The 19,232-nt window shown below is 70.9% G+C and carries 15 protein-coding genes; 4 read left to right on the top strand and 11 right to left on the bottom strand.

The annotated features are described in order from the left end of the window. Positions 1-48: 48 nt before the first annotated feature. A complete protein-coding gene (hxlA, locus tag WFJ97_RS13160) occupies positions 49-672 on the top strand; it encodes a 3-hexulose-6-phosphate synthase (protein ID WP_247624623.1) in 624 nt (207 codons plus the stop codon). A gap of 192 nt (positions 673-864) precedes the next feature. On the opposite strand, the gene WFJ97_RS13155 is transcribed toward hxlA, so the two are convergent. Then, positions 865-1,953: an alkene reductase gene (locus WFJ97_RS13155; protein WP_336641819.1), complete on the bottom strand. Its 1,089-nt coding sequence runs from the start codon at positions 1,951-1,953 to the stop codon at positions 865-867. Between the two features lie 185 nt (positions 1,954-2,138). On the opposite strand from WFJ97_RS13155, the gene WFJ97_RS13150 reads away from it, so the two are divergent. Genes WFJ97_RS13150 through WFJ97_RS13140 form a run of 3 tightly spaced genes read left to right on the top strand, consistent with a single transcriptional unit; the run spans position 2,139 to position 4,362 of the window. After that, on the top strand, positions 2,139-2,918 hold the full coding sequence (locus tag WFJ97_RS13150) for a glycosyltransferase (RefSeq protein ID WP_336641818.1): 780 nt from the start codon (positions 2,139-2,141) through the stop codon (positions 2,916-2,918). Then, entirely contained in the window at positions 2,915-3,772 is an 858-nt protein-coding gene (locus tag WFJ97_RS13145) for an endonuclease/exonuclease/phosphatase family protein (RefSeq protein ID WP_336641817.1), read from the top strand. Before WFJ97_RS13150 ends, WFJ97_RS13145 begins: the two co-directional genes overlap by 4 nt. Next, the gene (locus WFJ97_RS13140) at positions 3,769-4,362 is read left to right on the top strand and encodes a hypothetical protein (protein ID WP_336641816.1); all 594 of its coding nucleotides are present in this window, start codon (positions 3,769-3,771) and stop codon (positions 4,360-4,362) included. The genes WFJ97_RS13145 and WFJ97_RS13140 overlap by 4 nt, the downstream gene beginning before the upstream one ends. Before the next feature lie 18 nt (positions 4,363-4,380). On the opposite strand, the gene WFJ97_RS13135 is transcribed toward WFJ97_RS13140, so the two are convergent. The 10 genes from WFJ97_RS13135 to WFJ97_RS13090 form a co-directional block, all read right to left on the bottom strand. Beyond that, the gene (locus tag WFJ97_RS13135) at positions 4,381-6,594 is read right to left on the bottom strand and encodes a hypothetical protein (protein WP_336641815.1); all 2,214 of its coding nucleotides are present in this window, start codon (positions 6,592-6,594) and stop codon (positions 4,381-4,383) included. Positions 6,595-6,749: 155 nt separating this feature from the next. After that, positions 6,750-10,922: a PQQ-dependent sugar dehydrogenase gene (locus WFJ97_RS13130; protein ID WP_336641814.1), complete on the bottom strand. Its 4,173-nt coding sequence runs from the start codon at positions 10,920-10,922 to the stop codon at positions 6,750-6,752. Between the two features lie 309 nt (positions 10,923-11,231). After that, on the bottom strand, positions 11,232-12,359 hold the full coding sequence (locus WFJ97_RS13125; protein ID WP_336641813.1) for a glycerate kinase: 1,128 nt from the start codon (positions 12,357-12,359) through the stop codon (positions 11,232-11,234). A gap of 10 nt (positions 12,360-12,369) precedes the next feature. Further along, a complete protein-coding gene (locus WFJ97_RS13120) occupies positions 12,370-13,287 on the bottom strand; it encodes a sugar phosphate isomerase/epimerase family protein (protein ID WP_336641812.1) in 918 nt (305 codons plus the stop codon). 13 nt (positions 13,288-13,300) lie between these two features. Then, positions 13,301-14,503, bottom strand: a complete 1,203-nt coding sequence (locus WFJ97_RS13115) for a dihydrodipicolinate synthase family protein (RefSeq protein WP_336641811.1) — start codon at positions 14,501-14,503, stop codon at positions 13,301-13,303. A gap of 5 nt (positions 14,504-14,508) precedes the next feature. Continuing rightward, complete coding sequence (locus WFJ97_RS13110) at positions 14,509-15,711, bottom strand: Gfo/Idh/MocA family protein (RefSeq protein WP_247633913.1); 1,203 nt, start codon at positions 15,709-15,711, stop codon at positions 14,509-14,511. 38 nt (positions 15,712-15,749) lie between these two features. Beyond that, positions 15,750-16,499 (bottom strand): ABC transporter ATP-binding protein, encoded by a 750-nt coding sequence (locus WFJ97_RS13105; protein WP_247633912.1) that lies wholly within the window; start codon positions 16,497-16,499, stop codon positions 15,750-15,752. Further along, positions 16,489-17,241, bottom strand: a complete 753-nt coding sequence (locus WFJ97_RS13100) for an ABC transporter ATP-binding protein (protein WP_247624611.1) — start codon at positions 17,239-17,241, stop codon at positions 16,489-16,491. Before WFJ97_RS13100 ends, WFJ97_RS13105 begins: the two co-directional genes overlap by 11 nt. Beyond that, positions 17,238-18,356 carry a branched-chain amino acid ABC transporter permease gene (locus WFJ97_RS13095; RefSeq protein ID WP_247633910.1) on the bottom strand — a complete coding sequence of 373 codons (1,119 nt, stop codon included), beginning with the start codon at positions 18,354-18,356 and terminating at the stop codon, positions 17,238-17,240. Before WFJ97_RS13095 ends, WFJ97_RS13100 begins: the two co-directional genes overlap by 4 nt. Continuing rightward, entirely contained in the window at positions 18,340-19,224 is an 885-nt protein-coding gene (locus tag WFJ97_RS13090) for a branched-chain amino acid ABC transporter permease (protein WP_247624609.1), read from the bottom strand. The genes WFJ97_RS13095 and WFJ97_RS13090 overlap by 17 nt, the downstream gene beginning before the upstream one ends. Positions 19,225-19,232 lie beyond the last annotated feature (8 nt).

Raw genomic sequence — 19,232 nt, 5'->3', positions numbered from 1 at the left:
CGCACCGCCCCTCACCCCTCGAACCATCCCCAGAAGAACGGAACACCCATGAAACTGCAGTTCGCCATCGACACCCTCAGCACCGAGAAGGCCCTGGAGCTGGCCGCGGCCGCCGCGGCGCACGTCGACATCCTCGAGCTCGGCACGCCCCTCATCAAGAGCGAGGGCCTGTCGGCGATCACCGCGCTCAAGGAGGCGCACCCCGACAAGGTCATCTTCGCCGACCTCAAGACGATGGATGCCGGCGAGCTCGAGGCCGACATCGCCTTCGGCGCGGGCGCCGACCTCGTGACCGTGCTCGGCGCCGCCGACGACAGCACCATCGCCGGCGCCGTGAAGGCCGCGAAGAAGCACGGAAAGGGCATCGTCGTGGACCTGATCGGCGTCGCCGACAAGGCCGCCCGCGCCCAGCAGGTCATCGGCCTCGGCGCGGAGTTCGTCGAGATGCACGCCGGCCTCGACGAGCAGGCGCAGGAGGGCTACTCCCTCGACAGCCTCCTCACCGACGGCGCGGCATCCGGCGTCGCGTTCTCGGTCGCGGGTGGCGTGAATGCGTCGAGCATCGCCGCGGTGCAGGCATCCGGTGCGCAGGTCGCCGTCGCCGGCAGCGCGATCTACAGCGCCGACAACGTCGGCGACGCGGCGGCAGCGCTGCGCGCGGCGATCGTCTGACGGTCTCCCCACCCCTCGCGCGCCCTCTTCCGAGCGCATCGATCGGTGCGAAATGTCGACTTCCAGTCCCCAGAATCGACGTTTCGCACCGATCGATGCATTTCCGGATGCCGTCGGGCCAAGAAACAGCGCCGGATGCCGTCGGGCCTCGAAACAGCGAGCGGGATGCCGCCGGGCCTCGACGTGCGCGCGTCAGGCCTCCGAGCGCGAGTCCTCGAGCGACGGGTAGTCGGTGTAGCCCTCGGCGGTCGAACCGTAGAACAGCTCGGGGCGGGGCTCGTTGAGCTCGGCGCGCGTGCGCCAGCGCTCGACGAGATCGGGGTTGGCGATCACGGGGCGCCCGGCGGCCACGGCATCCGCCCATCCCTCGTCGACGAGTTCCACGGCCTCCTCGCGCGTGGTCGGGGTCGCGAAACCGGAGTTGACGATGAGCGGGGCCTTCGACGCCGCCCGGATCGCCTGCACCAGATCGGCGCGCGGGTCGGCGTTGAGCACGTCGACGAACGCGAGTCCGAGGGCGGCGAGACCGTTCGCGACGGCGGTGTAGGTCGCCCGCACGTCGGCGTCGTCCTCTTCGAGCACGCCCTGGATGTTGTGCTGGGGAGAGAGACGGATGCCGGTGCGCTCCGCGCCCACCGCCGCGGCGACGGCGCGGGTCACCTCGACGGCGAAGCGCGCACGGTTCTCGGGGGATCCGCCGTAGGAGTCGTCGCGCACGTTCGACACCGGCGAGAGGAACTCGTGCACGAGGTAGCCGTTGGCGCCGTGCACCTCGACCCCGTCGAAGCCGGCCGCGATCGCGTTGCGCGCCGCCTGGGCGAACTGCTCGATGACCACGGGGATCTCGTCGAGGGTCAGCGCGTGCGCGACGGGCAGGTCGACCTTGCCCTCGGGCGTGCGGGTCTGGCCCGGAGCGGCGAGCGCACTGGGGCCGACGACACGGTCCTCGCCCGAGATGAGCGGGTGCGAGACGCGTCCGCCGTGCATGAGCTGCATGACGATCGTGCCGCCGGCCGCGTGCACGGCGTCGGCGACCCGACGCCAGCCCTCGATCTGGGCGGGCGTCACGACGCCCGGCTGACCGGGGTACGACTTGCCCTCGGCCGCGGGCCACACACCCTCACTGATGATCAGGCCCTGGCCCGCGCGCTGGCGGTAGTACTCCACCATCGTGTCGGTGGGCACGCCGGCGTCATCTGCGCGCGTGCGGGTCAGCGGCGCCATGACGACGCGGTTGGACAGGTTCAGGGCACCGAAGACGGCGGGATCGAAAAGACTCACACCGGGAGTCAAGAGGCGTCGGCCCCTCCGTATTCCCGATGGCGGTTCCCGATGGCGGTGCCCGATAGCGGCGGGATCGGCGGGCGTCAACCCGATGCGCCACTCCGCGCCGCCCGCCTACCGTGGGACGAGACGATCACGCCGAGGATCTCGACGACGATCGGCACCACGGGAGACGGGAACCGATGCAACCGCCGCGCACGCTGACCACCTCGATCGTGATCCCGGTGAAGGACGACGCGGATCTCCTCGCCCTCTGCCTCGCCGCCCTCGCCGGTCAGACGACGCAGGCGGACGAGATCGTCGTGGTCGACAACGCATCCAGCGACGCATCCGCCGTCGTCGCCCGCGCGGCCGGTGCCCGCGTGATCACCTGCGCCGACCCCGGCATCGGCGCCGCCGCGGCCGCCGGGTACGACGCGGCGACCGGCGATCTGATCCTTCGCCTGGATGCCGACTGCGTCCCGGGCGCGGGATGGGTGGACGAGGTCTCGCGCGCTTTCGCCGCCGCGCACGACGTCGCCGCGTTCACCGGTCGGGCGCACTTCACCGACGGCCCGAGCGCTCTCCGCGCTCCCCTGGCCGCGCTGTACCTCGGCGCCTACGCGGCCGTGACCGGGCTGGCGCTCGGACACCGCCCCCTGTTCGGTTCGAACCTCGCATTCCGCCGCGACGCCTGGCTCGCGGTGCGCGACGAGGTGCACCGCCAGGACCCCGAGGTGCACGATGACCTCGACCTCGCCTTCCACCTCGGCGAGAGACACCGCATCCGCGCGCTCCCCGGACTGTCGATGGGCATGTCGATGCGCCCGTTCACCGGCGGCCACTTCGGCCGGCGCGTGCACCGCGGCATGCGCAGCGTGCTCGTGCACTGGCCGCACGACTTCCCGCCGCTGCGGTGGGGACGGATGCTCGCCCATCGCACCCGCCGACGCACGTCGTCGCTCCGCGGGAGCCGCCGATGAACGCCGACGCGACGCTCATCGGCCCGACCGCCCCGCCGGAGCTGCACGTGATGACGCTCAACGTGCGCCGCGCGATGGAGGGGCCGCTGATCGCGCGCGCCGATCGCTGGAGCACGCGTGCTCCCGCCGTGCATGCGCTCCTCGCCTCGGAGCGCCCGACGCTACTGGGGCTGCAGGAGGCGCTGCCCCGCGTGATGCCGTCGATCCGGAGAGCGCTCGGCGACGGCTACCGGTCGCTGGGACGCGGACGCGGACGCGGGGGAACGGGAGAGGGCACGCCGCTGCTCTACGACGGCACGCGCCTGCAGCTCGTCGACGGCGGCCAGCGGGCGCTGTCCGACCGCCCCGACGTGCCGGGGTCGACCGGGTGGGGCAACGCCATCCCGCGCATCGCCGTGTGGGCCGAGTTCGTCGACCGCTCGACCGGAGCGCGCCTGCTCGCCGTGAACACGCACCTCGACCCGTTCTCGCGGCGATCGCGGCGCCGATCGGCCGCGGACATCGCCGCCTTCGTCCAGGAGCGGGGCATCCCCGCCGTCGTGACGGGCGATCTCAACGCCGATGTCCGCTCGGCCTCGGTGCGCGCGCTGTTCGACGGAGAACGGCTGACCGATGCCCGGGCCGTCGCCGACGTGCACCTCTCCCCGCAGTGGGGGACCTACACGCATTACCGACGCCCCCGGGTCGGGCGCCGCATCGACGCGATCGCGGTCACACCCGGCGTGCAGGTGCGCGCGGTGGGGGCGAACGCGTGCACCTTCGACGGGGTGCATCCGTCCGACCACCTCGCGGTGCAGGCGGTGATCCGCGTCGGCGCCGTCGACGCGAGCAGTGCGAGGAGAACGACACGATGAAGGAAGACTTCCTACGCCCGCCGCGCACCGCGGCGGAATGGGCGGCCGACGGCCTGCGCGTCGTGGGGGTGCTGGCGGTGATCGCCGCGGCGGTGTGGCTGAAGCCCACCGATGCGGGCATCGCCGCCCTCACGCTGCCCGCCCTCATGCTGCCGCGGATGCTCGGACTGCGGCCCTGGTTCGACGTCGTGACGTGCGTCGTGGTGCTGGTCGCCGCGTGGAGCAACGTCCTCGACCTCTACCGCACGATCACGGGGTGGGATCTGCTCCTGCATGGCGTGTGCACCGGCGTGCTCGCGATCGTGCTGGCCGTCGTGATCGAGCGCACCGGGGTCGCCGCACTCACCCGCGACGCCGGGGTGCGACCGCGCACGCCGCTCGTGATGCTGCCCCTGCTCGCCCTCGCCATCAGCGCGGTGTGGGAGATGATCGAGTGGGTGGGATGGGCCTTCCTCAGCGACGACATCTTCGTCACCTACCAGGACACGATCGGCGACATGGTCCTCGGCGGAGTCGGCGGCGTCCTCGCCGGTGCGCTTCTCGCCTGGACTCGGGTGGAGCGGAGGGGCGCGCCGACCGTCGCAGCGTGAGGAACCACCGCAGCGTCCTCAGGACCCCCCGCACCGCGCCGCTGCGCACGTGAGGATCGTCCCCTCGAACGAGCTCGGCGCGGTCGACGCCGACCGACGCGCACCGACCGCGAGGAGCGGACGATCCCGGTCGTCGACGGAGAGAGCGAATCCGCCGGTGGATCCGGCACCCGAGGGACCGAGGCCCGTGAGCGGGACCGCCGTGCGATCGCGGCACGCCTCGTCGTCGCACGAGACGAGCGCGACGTTCGCGTCGCGGTCGATCGTGCCGATGAGCGGGCGCCCGCTCGTGTCGATCACGAAGGCGGGAATGTGCAGGAAGGCGAGGTGCTGCGCGACTTCCGTGACCACGGCATCGGCGCACACTTCGTCTGCGCACGAGAAGAGCCGCAACACGTCACTCCCCCGGGCACGCGACAGGATCACGGGGGATCCATCGGCTCCGCGCTCCACCTGGGCGCCGTAGGCGAAGTCGAAGTCGTGCTGGGCCTGGTCCGCCGTCGCATCCCCACCCGACGCATCCCCACCCGACGCATCCAGCGTCTCGACGGTCCACGCGCCGTCGACCGTCGCGGTCAGGAGACGGAGCGGACTCCCGTATCCGTCGGCCTCGCGCTGCACGAGCGTCACGGCGGCGGATCCGCCGTCCTCCGCGGCCACGACGTCGAGCGTGGTCGCATTCGTCGTGCTCAGGGCCCACTCGACCGAGAGCTCGGTGCGGGCACTGCTCGAGCATTCGGCATCCGCGCAGAAGTCCAGCGCCAGCGTGGCGTCGTCGCCACTCCCCGGCGGGCGGATGACCGAGGCGATCACGGGCAGCGCACCGCGAGAGTCGACGGCCACCGCCATGCGGGACTCGTTGCTGCGCGCGAAGACGGAGTCCCCACCCTCGAACACGGCCTCGACGCTCGAGAGCGTCCGCACCTCACCCGGCAGACCGCGCTCCGGTGCGTCGTCCGATCCGCTCGCCCCGGACATCGTCGACCATTCCGCGAGTTGCTCCGTGGAGCTGTGGGTCACGCGCAGTTCGAAGCTGCCGGAGGAATCGCCGGCACCCTCGACCGGTATCCACGACGCCGAGAGCACCCCGCCGTCGTCGGCGCTCGCGATCGCGGACGGGAGGATCGACGCCATCTCCCGAACGGGACCGCACGCGTCGTCGTCGCACGCACGCACCGTCGCGTCCTCGCCGCCGAGACGCGAGAGCAGCACGCTGCCGCCCTGCCACCCGACGATCTGCGGCGACGTCCACACACGGTGCACGTCGGCGGCGGCGAACGCCGGGACCTGCCACGGATTCAGCGCGACCAGCGCACCCGCGAGGACCGCGGGAGCCAGGAGGACGGCCACGCCGGGCAGCATCCCGCCGCGGCCGGTGCGCGCGGGTGACCGCTCCGCACCCACCGCCCCCTCGTCCGGGGTGAGTGGCGCGTCGGAGCGCAGCGCGGCCCCGCGCACCGCGACCGCAGACAGGAGCACCTGGACCACGGCGGTGGAGACCAGCGCCAGCCCCGCGGTCACGACCGGAGTCCACCAGCCGGGCGGGAGCGTCGACGCCAGCCACCCGGTGACCAGCACGATGATCCCGGTCGACACGGCGGTGAAGACGAGGGCGAAGCGCGGACTACCGAGCGGCTCGGCCGCGCGCCCCTGGAACGCCCGCGGTGACCGCCATCCTGCCGCGAGCGCGGCGCCGATCGGATGCGTGCCCGCGACGAGCAGCGGCCACGCGAGCGCCAGCGGGGCGAGCACGATGACGGCGATGAGCAGCACGATCGCGGCGACGATGCCCAGCACGGGCTGGACGCTCAGGAGGATCGAGACCAGCAGGAGCACGCTCGCCGCGACGAGGGAGACCGCCGCTGCGATCGCCACGGCGCCCGGACGCCGAGCGGCGCGAGCCCACGCTGCTCGCGCCGAGAGACGGCGACCGTCGACGCGGGCGAGAAGCGCGGAGGTCGCGGCGGTGAGGCCGAAGGCCTGGGCGAGAGCCAGGACGACGGTGAACGCGGCAGCGCCCACGAACGCACTCGGGCTCGCGGCCACGAGGGCGGGAGCGTGGTTCACGATCGACAGGTCATCGGCCGCCACCGTGGTCGCGACGCCTCCGGCGACCACGGCGGCCAGTGCCGACGGTACGGCGTATGCGAGCAGCGGAGAGGGATCTCCGAACGCGAGAGACACCGCCCGCGCGGGCCCGAACATCCGCCGCGTCGTCGATGAATCCTGCATGTCGCCCCCGCTTCGTCACCGCTCACCGCGTCCGGCGAGCCTCCGAGAACCGTATCGGGGGGCCGATTCCCGCGCGATGGAGAGGAATGCCCATACGCCGGAAGATTCGGGAGGCCTCCGGAAGATCCAGGAGGCCTCCCGAACGGATGCCGCGGCTACGGCACGAGCGTGAACCTCACCTCCGTCGCGTTGCCCGCCACGTCGTGCACGGTGAGCACGTTCTCGCCGAGCACCGCTCCGAACGACCCGGGCTTCACGTTGTTCAGATCCGACCAGACGTTGTCGCTCAGGTCGGTGCCGGTGTCGTTCACCGTCACGCGGTCGATCTTGAAGGCGTCGTTCAGTTTGAACGACACCTTCGAGAAGACGCCGTCGGCGCCGATCGTGAACGCGGAGCCGGTCTTGGCCGTGACGGTGGGCGGCGTGACGTCGAGCGTGAACCGCACGGTCGTCTCGTTGCCCGCCGCGTCGCGCACGACCAGGGTGTTCGCGCCCTCCACCGCGCCGAACACCCCGGGCTTCACACCGTTGAGGTCGGACCAGGCGGCATCCGTCACGTCCTTCTCGACGCCGTTGAGCGCGAGGCCTGCGACCAGCCCCTCGTCGTGCAGCTTGAACGAGACCTTCGAGTAGACGCCGTCACGGCCCACCGTCGCCCCGGCATCCGTCTTGACCGTCACGGCCGGAGCCGTGGTGTCGGTCGCAGCCGCCGTGACCGTCAGGTCGCGCAGGCGCCCGAAGTTGTCGAACGAGCCGAAGCCCACCCGCCCCTCGGGGAACGTGGTGTCGGTCGCGGTGAGCAGCGGGGTGTCGAGTCCGTCGAGGTAGACGGCCACCTCACCCGTGTCGCAGCGCACCACGCGCACGTCGTGCCACTCCTCGTCGGTGATCGCCGGCGGGGCGCCGACCGTGCCGTCCCACTGATCGTCGACCCGCACGCGGTCGGCGTTGTTCACGGTGAAGATGCCGTTGTGCGGGTAGATCGTGTTGTCCTTCGACAGGTGCACGTACGAGTACTCCGTGTCGGACTTCCACCCGAACACGATGATGACGTCGCGGTTGTTGACCGACGCCTTCTCGTCGATGCGCACCTGGGCCGAGAGGTCGAACGACCCGAGCTCGGGCCCCTCATTCAGCACGGCGTACTCGAAGGGACGACGGATGCCGTCGTTCGGGTTCGTGCCCGCCTCGGTGAGCACGATCTGATCGCCGGGGAAGTCCCACTTCGCCGGCGTGCGCGGTGCCCAGTTCTCCTCACCCATCACGTCGGTGATCACCTGCCCGTCCGGCGTGCAGGCGGCGGGTGCCGGAGGTTCGACGGGCGGAACCGCGTAGAGCGCGTACTGCGCCGCGATCTGCTCGGCGGTCGGCACCGTGTCGAGCAGCATCACGTCGTCCATGCGACCGTGGAACGGGTTGGCCTCGCGCGTGTTCTGCGGGAAGCTGCCGCCGATCTTGATGCCCGCGGGCGTGGTGTCGCTCGTCGCGCCCCCACCCCACGGGTTCGCCGCGGTGTACCGCCCGGCGAGTTCCTCGCCGTTCATGTACAGCTTCATCTCGCCGCCGGCGAAGTCGAAGGTGGCGGCGAGATGCACCCACTGCCCCTTCTTCAGGATCTCGTCCCACGGCAGGTCGGCCGCGAACGTCCACGACCCCGCCCCGTCGACCCGGCGACCGAGGGCGACGAGCTTGAGCTCGCCGTCGACCGTGATGACCTCGAGCAGCGCGCGCACCGCATGGCCGTCGGAAGTGCCGGTGAGCACGCCCGCGAGACCGATCGCGTTGTAGACGTCGTCGGGGTTGGCGGTGCCGGAGTTCAGCGCCGGATGATCGCCGGTGGGCTTGAACCAGCCCATCACCGAGATCTCCTCGGCACCGGCGAAGTCACCGAGCGTGTCGACGCCCGCGGCGTCGTAGACCCCGGCCTTCCAGTCGTCGTTCGAGGCCGTGGTCGGGCTCATCTGCTGCGTCTGCAGCGCCTTGCCCGCCCCCGGGTACGCCCGGTCGGCGACTCGCTGCTCGACGCCGCCGTTGATCAGCGCGATGTCGGTGCCCGAGCGCCCCTGGTCGACCTCGACCGTCGGGTCGGCGCCCGGGTGATCGAAGTCGTGGTGGGTGACGACGTTCGGCGCCAGCTCCGGCAGCACGAACGGCGACGACGGGCCCGCCTCGCGGGCACCGGTGACCTTCCAGATCTTGCCGTTCGCCTTCGAGACGAGGTACAGCTCCCCGTCGGCATCCGATCCGAAGCGCAGATCGACGCGCGTGTCGCCCACCAGCTCCTGGAAGGTGGTCTCCTCGCCGTCCTCGAACACGCGCAGCTGCTCGATCGTGGCGAGATCGTCGATGTCGCCCGCGTTGCGGACCATCTCGTCGGCCTGCGTCGAGAGCACCCATCCGCGCACCAGATCGGTGAACAGGTACCGGCCCTGCAGCGCCTCGATGTCACCGTGGTAGACGAAGCCGCCGTTCACGGCCACGCCCGCGTCACCGGTCTGGCCGGGGTCGCGGTTGTGGTCGTAGGCGGCGACCGGGTAGGTGAAGCCGAACTCGGCGTCGTTCTCGGGCAGCGGGAAGATCTGCCGGTTCTCGGCGAGGAACGAGCCCTCGCGCACCGACCAGCCGAAGTTGTCGCCCGGCTCGACGGCGTAGATCGACTCGACCTGCCACTCGCCGATGTGGGCGAGGTACATGGTGTGGTCGCCCTCGGGATCCCAGCTGATGCGGTGCGGGTCGCGCAGACCCACCGCGTAGATCTCGGGCAGCGCGTCCGCGTCGTCGAGGAACGGATTGTCGGCGGGGATGCCGTATGCGCCGTTCTCGCTGTCGTCACCGGTCGGGTCGATGCGCAGCACCTTGCCCTGCGGGGTGGCGAGATCCTGCGGGTTGCCGTTTCCGACGCCGTTACCGCCGTCGCCGACGAGGATGTACAGGATGCCGTGCTCGGCGGTGCCCTCGGCGGCCGTCGGGTTGAACGCGATCTGCTGCACCGTGTGCACGCGTCCGCCGAAGGGGATGCGCATGACCTCGCGGTGCGTGCCGGAGAACGTCTCCGCCGAGGGGTCGGATGCCGTCCACTCGGTGATCACGCTGTGGAACTGCGTGTTTCCGTAGGCCGGGAAGTCCGGGGTGTCCTCGGTGAGCGCCGTGCCGCCCTCGGTGTGCACGGTGTAGAAGAGTCCGTTCTCGGCGAAGTCCGGGTGGAACTCGGCCGCGCCGAGTCCGGTGCCCAGCCCTGCGCTGTTGTGGAAGTTGTCGACGAACTCGTCACGCACGTTGAGGTACGGCACGTACTCGCCCGTCGCCTTGTCGACGAGGTACAGGATCGCGTTGTTGTCCGGCACCATCAGGCGGCCCGAGTCGTCGGGGACCTCGTCGAGGTGCGTGATGCGGTTGTGCCGAACCAGACGCGGGTCCTGCGTGGCCGGGGTCGTCGTCGACTCGGGCAGCTGGGCGAGCTCGGTGACCTCGATGCCCAGGCTCGAGAGCTCGGGGTCGGGCAGCGGGTTCAGCAGCGGCTCGGCGGGCGTCTCCCCGGGAGCACAGTCGCCCTCGTTCCCGGTGGCGATCGCGAGGTTCTCCCCCGTCGTGTCGACCGCGACGTCGTCGAGCAGCAGTCGCCCGGTGCTGGTGGCGCCGTTCTTCCAGAAGAACCGGTCGAGGTCGCCGTTCACGGCCTGACGGAAGCCGAACTGCTGCTCGGTACCCTCGGGCAGGCGGGTGATCTCGTCGTAGGCGCCGCCCTGGCTGTAGACGGCGACCTTGTCGGTGGCGTTGTCGGCGACGATCCAGACGCACTGCCAGGCGTCACGCGACCAGACGCCGGCGGACTTGAACGCGTTGCCGTCGCGGACGCGCAGCACGTCGTCGTTCTGGTTGTTCACGTATGCGCGGCTGTGCGTGTAGTCGTTCGGGGCGTCGACGTCGGTCAGGCCGAACGAGGTGTCGACGCTGCCCGTGCGCAGGAAGCGGAAGAACAGGGTGCCGGTCGTTCCGTCGGCGATCGCCGGGATCTCGCGGAACGCCTGCTGCCCGCCGCCGACCGACTCGACGACCTGGTTGTTGCCGTTGAGCGGATCGGCGACGACGCGGGGAGCAGCGGATGCCGTCCACCCGTCCTGCCCGTTCAGCGCCGTGCGCTCGTAGCCCTCGAAGTCGATCACCTCGGGGAACGTGGCATCGGCCGTCGCGGGGGTGGCGGCGAGCAGCGTGCCGATCATGGCCGCGGCGATGGCGGCCGCCCCGGCTCTCCGGTGGCGCCTCCCGCCCGGTGGTACGGCATCCGTTCGCCGGTGCGCGCTCGTCGACCGTGTGTTTCGCTTCTGCATCAGAGACCTCTCAACGTCATCGTCGTGTGGTGTCGTGCCGGTGTGGTGTCGCGCTCCTCCCCGGGGCGGCACTGCAGAGGGGAGGGCGATCAGCGGTACGGAAGCGCATGCGTAAGCGCTTTCGCAACCGCTTTCGTCGAGGCTAGCGCGCAGGCGTGGGGGAGGCAAGGGTCATCTGTGCCGAGGGCGGGGACGCTTCGACAGGCTCAGCGACCCGGCTTCACGCCACTGGGTCCCCGAGCCTGTCGAAGGGCCCCACCCCGACGCACCTACTGGGTCCCTGAGCCTGTCGAAGGGCCCACCCCGAGGTCAGCCCAGCGAGCGCGCGAGCAACGCCCCGGCGGCGTGCAGCCAGCGCGCCGGGTCCTGCATCGCGGCCTCGCCCGACCCCGCGAGCTCGGTCAGCGAGGCATGCGCGGCGAACGCCGAGGTGTCGGCATCCGCATCGATCCGCCCGGCCACGAGGAGAGCATCGACCCCGGCGTCGACCGCAGTGGCCGCGACGTACGAGGGCACCTTGCCGGCTCCCGACTGCCCGTCGAACGCGCCCTCGCCGGTGATCACGAGGGTAGGACCGACAGCGGATGCCTCGGCCAGCGCACCCGGGAGCCCCACCAGTTCGCCGACCTCGGCCGAACCGGCCACGAGTCGTGCACCCCAGGCCAGCAGGCCGAAGCCGGTGCCCCCGGCCGCGCCGGCACCCGGGGTCTCGGGATCGACGGGCAGCAGGGAGGCGAGTCGCGCGAGCGCCGCATCAGCGCGCTCGATTGCATCGCCCGCGAGCCCCTTCTGCGGGCCGAACACCGCCGCCGCCCCGAGCGGACCCACCAGTGGATTCGTCACGTCGCTGAGCACGAGAACGCCACCCGGGGGCAGAGCGCGCAGCCCGGTCAGATCGAGGGACGCGAGCTCGGCGAGCCCGCGGGCACCGACCGCGATCGGCGCCCCGGACGCATCCAGGAACCGCGCGCCCAGCGCCGTCAGCATCCCGGTCCCGCCATCGGTCGACGCACTCGACCCGATCCCGAGCACGAGGCGCGAGACCCCGGCGTCGAGGGCGGCGGCGATCGCCTGTCCGAAGCCGAGCGTGTGCGCCTCCTCCCCGATGCGCCGCTCGCCGAGCAGTTCGATGCCGCTCGTCGAGGCGAGTTCGACGACGCCCGTGCCTCCCGGGGCGTCGGGCGTCGCCGGCAGCCTCAGCCACGCGGCATCCGTGGGCGCACCGTCCGGACCCGTCACCCGCACCGGCACGCGCACCGCACCGTCGACCGCGGCGGCGAAGGCATCGACCGTGCCCTCTCCCCCGTCGGCCATCGGCCGCAGCACCACACGATCGCCGGGGCGCACCGAGCCCCACCCCGCGGCGAGCGCGGCGGCGACGTCGGCGGCACCGATCGTGCCCTTGAAGCTGTCGGGGGCGAAGACGACGGTGTGCACGCTCTCGACCCTATGCCGGTCGAGAAGGGGCCGGTCGAGAAGGGGCGGCGCGAGAGTCCGCCGGCGCGAGGAACGGCGAGACGCTGCGCCCGAACGTCTCGGCCGTGCGCCGCACGACGGCGGCCGGATCGTCGGCCCAGATGTCGGCGTGGAAGATCTCGACCTCGACGTCGCGGTCGTACCCGGTGGCGACCACGGCCTCGGTGAGGGTGCGCAGGTCGATCACGCCCTCGCCCGGATAGTGCCGGCTGAGCAGCACGTCGGCGGGCAGCGGGGTCTTCCAGTCGCACACCTGATAGGTCGCGATGCGCCCCTCGCGGCCCGCGCGGGCGATCTGGGCGAGCACGTCGGGGTCCCAGAAGATGTGGAACGTGTCGACGGCGGCGCCCACCACCTGCGCGTCGAAGTCGGCGGCGATGTCGAGCGCCAGTCCGAGCGTCGAGACCACGCAGCGGTCGGTCGCGTACATCGGATGCAGCGGCTCGATCGCGAGCGTCACTCCCGCTTCTGCGGCATAGGGCGCGAGATCACCGATCGCGTCACGCACCCGTTCGCGGGCGCCCGCGATGTCACGCGACCCCTCGGGCAGACCGCCGGCGACGAGCACCAGCACGGCGGTCGATCCGGCAGCACCGGCGGCGGCGAGCGCCGCGGTCTCGTCGATCGCGACGCGGTTGTCGTCGAGCGAAGCACGCCGGGCGTCGCCATCGGGCACCGTGAAGAACCCGCCGCGGCAGTGCGTCGTGAAGCGCAGTCCCGAGTCGGCGAGCATCGCCGCCGCGGTCTCGAGCCCCACGGCCTGCACGGGCTCGCGCCACAGGCCGATCGCCTCGATGCCGGCGTCGCGCGTGACGTCGAGGGCGGTGCGGAGGTCGGCGTGCTTGATGGTGGCCTGGTTGATCGACAGACGGGGATCGGGCGCGGTCATGCGAGCACTCCATTCATGCGAGAACACCGTTCAGATTCAGCAGCGCGTGCCAGCGGCCGGCCGCGAGGTCGGGGTTCTCCAACGCGCGCGCCTCGTTCGCGAGCTCGACGATGCGCGACAGGTGCGGCAGGCTGCGCGCGGAGTGCAGGCCGCCGACCATCTGAAACGCGGGCTGGTGACCGTTCAACCACGACATGAACGCGACCCCCGTCTTGTAGTAGAAGGTGGGTGCGGCGAAGATCTGCCGGCTCAGCGCCTCGGTCGGGCCGAGGATCTCGAGGTAGCGGCCGGGGTCGCCGGCATCCAGCGCCTGGATCGCCGCCGAGGCCGACGTCGTCAGCGCCGCGAAGGCTCCGAGCAGCGCGTCGGAGTGCCGACGCGGCTCGGCCGCCTCGCTCACGGGCTGCGCGGCGTCCGGCACGTCCGCTCCGCCGATGAGGCCGACGTAGTTGAAGTCGTCGCCGGTGAACATGCGCACGCCGTTCGGCAGGCGGTCGCGCACGGCGACCTCGGATGCCGCGTCGAGCAGGCTCATCTTGACGCCCGACACCTTGTCGGGGTTCTCGCCGATGATCTCGATCAGCACATCGGATGCCGCGCGCCAGTCGTCCGAGCCGAAATACCCCTGCAGTACGGGGTCGAAGGCGGTGCCGAGCCAGTGCAGCACGACCGGGGTCGTCGCGGCCCCCAGCACCTCGCGGTACACCCGGCGGTAGTCGTCGGCCGACCGGGCGGCGCGGGCCAGGTGGCGCGACGCCATGATCACGGGGCCGGCGCCCTGCTCCTCGGTGAAGTGCAGCTGCGTCTTGTAGGCGTCGATGACGGCATCCACCGTGATCTGCTCGTCGTCGACGTGGTCGGTGTTGACCCCGACGACGACGGCGCCGCCCTCCTCGCGGGCGACCGCGGCCGAGCGCGAGATCAGCTCTCGGGTGGCCGCGGCATCCAGTCCCATGTTGCGCTGGGCGGTGTCCATCGCGTCGGCCACGCCCAGCCCCCACGCGTAGGCGTGGCGGCGGAAGGCGAGCGTCGCATCCCAGTCGATCTCGGCGGGACGCCCCGGGGTGTTGTCTCCCGCGACCTTCGGCACGACGTGCGCCGCGGCGTAGGCCACGCGGCTCCGCAACGGGCCGTCGGGGCGGGTGTAGGCGGGCGCCTCGGACAGCTCGACCTGCGAGGTCGAGCCGTCCGGGGCGAGCAGGGTGAGCGCGCCCATGGTCGTCACCCCTCGGTGAGCGGGGTCAGTTCGATCTTGCGCCCCTCGCGCGACGACGCGAGTCCGGCCTCGGCCAGCTGCACGCCGCGGGCACCCGCCAGCAGGTCGAACGCGTAGTCGGTGCCGAGAACGTACGACTCCAGGAACTCCTCCCACTGCTGCCGGAAGCCGTTCTGGAAGACCTCGTTCGTCGGCACGCCGGCCCAGTCGGCCGCGTAGTCGTGGTCGTCGGCGAGGTCGGGGTTCCACACCGGCTTCGGGGTCGCGTTGCGGTGCTGGATCTTGGCACCGAAGAGCCCGACGACCGCCGAGCCGAGCGTGCCGTCGACGTGGAACTCGACGAGTTCGTCGCGGTTGACGCGCACGGTCCACGAGGAGTTGATCTGCGCGATCGCCCCACCCTCGAGCTCGAAGATGCCGTAGGCCGCGTCCTCCGCGGTGGCGATGTAGCGCTCGCCGTGCTCGTCCCAGCGGTCGGGGATGTGCACGGCCGCCTGCGCGTAGACGCTCTCGACCGTGCCGAACAGGTTCTCGAGCACGTAGTTCCAGTGCGGGAACATGTCGACGATGATGCCGCCGCCGTCCTCGGTGCGGTAGTTCCAGCTCGGGCGCTGCGCGGGCTGCCAGTCGCCCTCGAAGACCCAGTAGCCGAACTCGCCGCGCACCGAGAGGATGCGCCCGAAGAAGCCCGAGTCGATCAGTCGCTTGAGCTTCTGCAGACCGGGGAGGTAGAGCTTGTCGTGCACGACACCGGTCTTGACGCCGGCCTCGCGGGCGAGGCGGGCGAGTTCGAGCGACTCCTCGAGCGACTCGGCGGTCGGCTTCTCGGTGTAGATCGTCTTGCCGGCCGCGATCGCCTTGCGCAGCGCCGTGGCGCGCGCCTTCGTCACGAGGAAGTCGGCGTAGATCTCCCACTGCGGATCGGCGAGCGCCGCATCGAGATCCGTCGTGTAGTCGGCGATGCCGTGGCGCTCCGCGAGCTCGGCGAGCTTCGTCTCGCTGCGGCCGACGAGGAGCGGCCGCACCGTCACCCTCGTGCCGTCGGAGAGTTCGATGCCGCCCTCGTCGCGGATCGCGAGGATCGAGCGCACGAGGTGCTGGCGGTAGCCCATGCGTCCCGAGACGCCGTTCATGATGATGCCGATCTCGCGCGTCTTCGCGGGAGCGGATGCGGGAGCCTCGGGAGAGGCGGTGGTGGTGAGTGACATCTCGTTCCGTTCTTCCGTCAGGGTGCTGTTCATGCGAGTCAGTTGCCGGCCGCGGCGGGCTTGCCGCCGAGGTAGAGCGCGGCGAGGGTGGGGTCGGCGAGCAGTTCGGATGCCGGGCCAGAGATGTGCACGCGACCGAGGTCGAGCACACAGCCGATGTCGGCGGTCTCGAGCGCCCGTCGCGCGTTCTGCTCGACGAGCAGCACCGCGGTTCCGGCATCGCGCATGCGCACGATCTGCTCGAACACCTTCTCGGTGGTCTTGGGGTCGAGGCCCATCGACGGCTCGTCGAGGAGCACGACCTTGGGGCTCACCATGAGCGACCGGGCGAACTCGACCTGCTTCTGCTGGCCGCCCGAGAGGAGCCCGGCGAGCTGCTTCCACCGCTCCCCCACGATGGGGAAGAGGTTCTGCACGAACTCCACGCGCTCCTGGATCACCTTCTGGTCCTTGAGGGTGAAGGCGCCGAGCATCACGTTCTCGCCGACCGTCATCTCGCGGAAGACGCTGTGGCCCTGCAGCACGTGGGCGAGGCCGTGGCGCAGCATCGACTGCGGGCCCTCGCCGGTGATGTCGCGGCCGTCGACCTCGATCTTCCCCGAGCGCGGCTTGAGCATGCCGCTCGCGACCTTCAGCACGGTCGACTTGCCGGCGCCGTTCGGCCCCACGAGGCAGACCACCGATCCCGGCGGCACCTCGACGGTGAGACCGCGCAGCACGAGCGCCGCCCGGCCGTACCCGGCCTCGATGTCGCGCAGCTCGAGCAGGTTCTTCGCTTCAGACTCCAAGGTAGGCCTCCAGGACTCGCGGGTCTTGCTGGATGATCTCGGGGGTGCCCGCGGCGATCGGACGCCCGCGGTCGAACACGATCACGTGGTCGCACAGGCTCATGACCATCTCCATGTTGTGCTCGACGATGATGAAGGTCTTGCCCTCCTCATTGAGCTCGCGCACGAGGGTCGCGATGCGCCCGATGAGGGCGGGGTTCACGCCACCGGCGGGCTCGTCGAGCATGATCGTGTCGGGCTCGCCCATGAGCACTCCCGCCAACTCCAACAGCTTCTGCTGGCCGTAGCTGAGGTTGCGGGCCTCGGCGTGCTCGAGGTGATCGATGCCGACGCGCCGCAGCCAACCGCGGGCCCGCTCCAGCTCCTCCGGATCGTGCGCCGAGCGCAGCTGCTGGCGGATGCTCGTGCTGCGCACCGCGACCAGCAGGTTCTCCATCACTGTCATGCGCGGGAACACCCGGCACAGCTGGAAGCTGCGGCCGATGCCCGCACGGGCGATGCGGTCGGGCGACTTGCGGGTGATCGCCTGCCCCCGGTACCGCACCTCGCCGGAGTCCGGCTTGATCATGCCGGTCACGCAGTTGAAGAAGGTCGTCTTGCCCGAGCCGTTCGGCCCGATCAGCCCGTTGACCTTGCCCTCCTGGAAGGTGACCGTGGCGGCGTCGACCGCGGTCACGCCGCCGAACCTCTTGGTCATCTCGACGGTGCTGAGGCTGTCGAGCGTGGTGGTGGCGGCGTTCATGCTGACGTCTCCTTCGCCGCGGCATCCGCTGTTCGCTTCTCGTTCTGCTCGAGGAGCTCGCCGGCGGTCACCTCGCGGATCGAGGCCTGGTCGGATTTGCGGGTGACGAGGTTGCGCACCGCGGGGATGACGCCGTCGGGCATGAAGAGCACGACGATGCCGAGCAGGATGCCGGTGGCGATGAGGTGGAACTGCGTGTCACCGAACTCGAGCTTGAAGTACTCGAGGGCGACACCCACGACGACGGCTCCGAGGAGCGGGCCGAAGAGGTTGCGCACCCCGCCGAGCAGCGCCATGAGCACCATGTACGAACCGATGAGGATCGAGAACTGGAAGATCGGGTCGAGGTCGCCGAACCACAGGGCGTAGAGCCCGCCGCCCAGCGACACGAACAGCGCCGAGAGGATGTAGGCGATGAGCTTGTAGCGGGTGGTCGGCACGCCCAGCGACTGCGCCTTGTCCTCGTCCTCGCGGATGGACTTGAGCGCGGTGCCGAACTTCGACCGGTCGATGATCCACCACACCAGCAGCGCGAACGCGAGCAGGGCGACGAACAGGTAGAAGAACACGCGGTGGTGCTCGGGGCGCAGCATGCCGGGGAACGGACGGGGGACGTTGAGTCCCTCGGAGCCGCCGGTCACCTCGCGCCAGCTCTGGAAGACCAGCAGCATGATGAGCACGAAGGCGATCGAGACGATCACGAACGACGCTCCGCGCACCCGGAGGGCGGCGATGCCGATCGGGATCGCGATGACCGCGACGAGCAGAGCGGCGAGGATCCAGGCGACGAAGCCCGGCAGCGCCAGGTACTTGATCAGGAGCGCGGTGCCGTAGGCCCCGAGCCCGAAGTACGCGGCGTGCCCCAGGGAGATGTACCCCGTGAACCCGCCCATGAAGTTCCACCCCGTCGACAGCACGGCGTAGTTGAGGATGACGACGCCCGCCGACAGGATGTACGGGTTCGGGGCGATGGTCGGGAACGAGAGGATGAGCGCCGCGCCGATGACGAGAGCGGCGAGCTTGATCCACGTCGTCGAACGACGACGGGTGGGAGCGGGCGGAGCGATGACGACCGTCTCGGTCGCGATCGGTTCGCGGCTAGAAACGCTGGGCAAGACGACCTCCGAAGAATCCTTGCGGGCGGAACATCAGCGTGGCGAACAGGGCGACGTAGAAGATCGTCTGCGCCCACGTGGGTCCGAGGGGGAGCTGCAGCAGGCTCTGCGCGACTCCGAGGACGAGCGCCGCGATGGCCGCGCCCGGGATGCTGCCGAGACCGCCGACGACGATGATCGCCATGAGCGGTCCGATCCAGTGCCAGTGCAGCGACGGGTAGATCGTGGCGTCGAGCGAGAGCGCCGTGCCGCCGATCGCGGCGGTCGCGAGGCCGAGGCCGAAGCCGTAGCCCGCGACGCGGTCGGTGTTGATGCCGACCAGTCGCGCCGCCTCCGGATGCTGGATCGTGGCGCGCAGCGCCTGCCCGAACCGCGTGTACTTCAGCAGCACGAAGAGGCCGGCGAGCGCCACGGCCGCGAGACCGAACGCGATGAGCTTGACGACCGGCACCTGGGCGCCGAAGAAGTCGAGGCTCGCGCTGGCGTACGGCAGCGGGATGCGCCGCTGGGTGCCCGAGAAGAAGAACCCGAGCGCCCCCTCGATGATCAGCGCCACCGCGAAGGTGAGCAGCACCGACATCATGGTGAGCGTCAGGGGCTTGAGCCGCGACACCAGCAGACGCTGCATCACGACGCCGGTCACGAAGAACAGCGGCACGGTGACGACCAGGGAGATGAGCGGGTCGAGCCCGGTCTCGCGGTTGAACCACCAGGCGAGGTACGCGGCGAGGATGAGGAACGCGGAGTGCGCGATCATCACGACGCGCATGATGCCGAAGTAGAGGGTGAGGCCTGCGGCCAGGAGGGCGTAGAGCCCTCCCAGCAGCACGCCGAGGATCAGGCTTTGAAGTAGCAGTGCTCCACTCACGATGTGCG

This window comes from Microbacterium sp. USHLN272, assembly GCF_037149655.1.
GTDB classification, from domain to species: domain Bacteria; phylum Actinomycetota; class Actinomycetes; order Actinomycetales; family Microbacteriaceae; genus Microbacterium; species Microbacterium galbinum.
Note: the sequence above shows the minus strand (reverse complement) of the source record. Positions and strands in the feature narration are given on the sequence as shown.